The sequence below is a fragment of the Pseudotabrizicola sediminis genome (genome assembly GCF_004745575.1).
GTDB classification, from domain to species: Bacteria; Pseudomonadota; Alphaproteobacteria; order Rhodobacterales; family Rhodobacteraceae; genus Pseudotabrizicola; species Pseudotabrizicola sediminis.
Genome location: NZ_RPEM01000040.1, coordinates 1 through 2,482 on the forward strand (window position 1 = coordinate 1; position 2,482 = coordinate 2,482).

Consider the following 2,482-nt stretch of genomic DNA (forward strand, 5'->3'; position numbering starts at 1 on the left):
GAGCCGAACAGTATCTTAACCCCAACGAATGGGCAAGATTTTAGATGTTGGATCCAACGTTACCACGACTGCGAACTGTTGGGCGGACGTGAACTGACTGAAGGCTAGTATCCGATCTCGAAGTATTTTTGATCGGCCACGGGCCGGTAGGCGGGATCGTGATGCTGTCCTCGGCCGTGCAAGCCTTTGCCGAAGAGCAGCGGGTCATCGCCGGCGTGATCACCCCCTCAATGTGGTCGAACGCCTGCCAATCTGGGCGCTGTTCGCCGGACGGAGCGGGCACGAAGCACGGCTGTAAGCCACTGGGTGGCTGGAAGTTCAGCAAAACCATCAACGGTGCAAAAGCCGAATATATCCTGGTTTAGGACGCGATGGCCAACCTTGCGCCGGTGCGGATGCCCTGAGCGACGAACAGGTGTTGATGTGCCCCGACGTCATGTCCGCCAGCTTCGGCGGTGCCGAGATTGGCAAGGTTCGCATCGGCGACATGGTGGCGGTGTTCGGGCGGGGCCCATTGGTTCCTCAACACCATTCCGTGCAGCGTCGCAAGTGCAGCGACAATCGGGCGTTCAAAGCGAAGGTCTGAAAGGTCCCGCACTGCAGACACTACACGGTCAATCTCGCCGCGGAGAGCACCAGCGACCGGTTTGGCAAAGCCGCAATGCGGCGTCGAGATTGCCCCTACTGGCCGTTTTGGGCCGCGCGCGTCGACGCTGCCGTCGCCTTCGCATAGGGCGGAGAGGAGACCGACGGTGCTGCGGCATGGCGACTGCAGCGAGACCAAGGTAGCAGTCACCTATGAAAGGCGCAGCGAACCGATCTGTTGATTTCTACGATGGAGCGACCACAGTCGTCTGTGGGAATGGATTGGGCACGATCTCTCAGTCAGCGCTCGTCTTGCCAGCTTATCCTTCGCCGGGCATATTAACAGGGCAACACCAACATATCGGGGATGTGACCTGCTGCCTCCGTACGAGCTTTGCCCGGAATTTCGCTTGCTCCTTCTGAAACTCGCGGAAGGGTTGGAGCAGGATCTGGGTTTGGTCGCCTCTCGCTTGGCCATTGTCATTCACGGCGCTCGGAGGACCGAGGGCTTGATCCGTTACGATCTTTCACTGGGCAGCGACGACGAATTGATCGGGGCCATGAGAAGAGCTTTTCCCTATCGCGGAACCGGGCACTTCAGTGTGCGCCTCGGAAAGCTTGGCGGTCTTGATCTTTTCAACGTCGCCGCTGCCGACGTCGAGGCGGCGATCGTGCGCGCTGGGCAAGCAAGGCGACTGGGTGGTGGATCGATCTGAGGCATATCCAAAATGTCCTGTTGCCGGTTATTGGCGGATGCCCGGAGTGCGCCGGCTCCCAATCTCTGTTGAAACGAAGGTCAAGGTCCGCAGCGGGCCGAACAAGTTGCTGGCAAACCACGAAGGGTCAGCGGGGATGCTGCACCGCCGCAAGGCTCCAAGGAGCCTTTTGCGAACGATCGTTCCTCGGTCTGGATCGATGCAAGGCGCTCGTGATCTCTCCTGCTTGACCGATCCTCTGGTTCAGACGAATCTAAACGCAGGAGATTGGTCCCTAGAATAACCCAACTGCACCTTGGCGTTTTGTTCGGTTTCAGCAACCCTTCATGCGATAGAGGCGAACGATGCCTGGAAACAAGAGATTGGGCAGAGTAAGCTATCGCGGCATCATGGCACTTGGCATCGGCGTGGTGTTCGTGTGGTTTGCCGTTAGGCCCGAGCTTTTCGCCGAAGCTCCACCATTTCCCATCCGTGTCATCATGTTTGCGGCCGGCGCTGGACTTGCCTACGGCGGGATGGTTTCGATGCGCTATATCTGGAAACGCGGCAAGCTCGTTCGGTCAAATGCTCCGGTGGCCGCCGAAATCTGCGTTCTTGAAGACGACGATTCTGATCGAGGAACCGAGACAGTTCATGTTCGCGTAAACGGTCGTTGTCAGGCCGTGGGCGTTGATCGCTCTGGGGCAGTTCACAAGTATGTCGACGGTATCGTCCGCAGGGGTGAGGTCTGGTTGGATGGCAATGGCACCGTCTATGCCGTCGCAATTTCGAGGGAACATATCAACACCCTGATCAGTGGAAGGGAAATTCCAGCAAATCGTTTCGGCTCAAAGGAATAGGACCAAAGCGCTTTCTCTTGCAGTCGAAGTTTTGCCAAGCGAGCTGGTGAACTCTCACTACATGTCCTGAGACCATGCGTTACCTTCAAAATCACGGCAATTGCCACGGGATTATAGTGCCCATGTCGATCTGTAGTTCTGTCCCGCATCAGCGACAGCTAGACTGAAAATGCTGCGGCCACCACGAACGGCCGGTTCAGTGAAGCCGCGATGCAGCAAGCTGCAGACGATGAACGGCGAAAGAGGGCCGGATATGCCGATCCTCGAATCGGGACATCGCTCACGGGTTAAAACCAACTTCATTATGCGTCTTTGGCTCGCGAAGGGCGTGAAGGACTCCAC

General features: G+C 57.5%; 4 protein-coding genes. 3 read left to right on the forward strand and 1 reads right to left on the reverse strand.

Annotated elements, in window-relative coordinates; genetic code table 11:
* Positions 1 to 161: 161 nt before the first annotated feature.
* Complete coding sequence (locus EEB11_RS19865; protein ID WP_245299016.1) at positions 162 to 365, forward strand: MDR/zinc-dependent alcohol dehydrogenase-like family protein; 204 nt, start codon at positions 162 to 164, stop codon at positions 363 to 365.
* Here the strand turns inward: EEB11_RS19865 and EEB11_RS19870 are convergent.
* Positions 362 to 526: a hypothetical protein gene (locus EEB11_RS19870; protein ID WP_210134475.1), complete on the reverse strand. Its 165-nt coding sequence runs from the start codon at positions 524 to 526 to the stop codon at positions 362 to 364. The genes EEB11_RS19865 and EEB11_RS19870 overlap by 4 nt on opposite strands.
* A 469-nt stretch (positions 527 to 995) precedes the next feature.
* Here EEB11_RS19870 and EEB11_RS19155 point away from each other — a divergent pair, with 469 nt between their 5' ends.
* Both EEB11_RS19155 and EEB11_RS19160 read left to right on the forward strand, forming a co-directional pair.
* Positions 996 to 1,301: a hypothetical protein gene (locus tag EEB11_RS19155; RefSeq protein WP_135434179.1), complete on the forward strand. Its 306-nt coding sequence runs from the start codon at positions 996 to 998 to the stop codon at positions 1,299 to 1,301.
* Between the two features lie 344 nt (positions 1,302 to 1,645).
* Entirely contained in the window at positions 1,646 to 2,140 is a 495-nt protein-coding gene (locus EEB11_RS19160) for a hypothetical protein (protein WP_135434181.1), read from the forward strand.
* The last annotated feature ends 342 nt before the right edge of the window (positions 2,141 to 2,482 follow it).

Coding starts and splice junctions, on each gene's coding strand:
- EEB11_RS19160 (WP_135434181.1), top strand. CDS start 1,646: ATGCCTGGAAACAAGAGATTGGGCAGAGTAAGCTATCGCGGCATCATG.
- EEB11_RS19865 (WP_245299016.1), top strand. CDS start 162: ATGCTGTCCTCGGCCGTGCAAGCCTTTGCCGAAGAGCAGCGGGTCATC.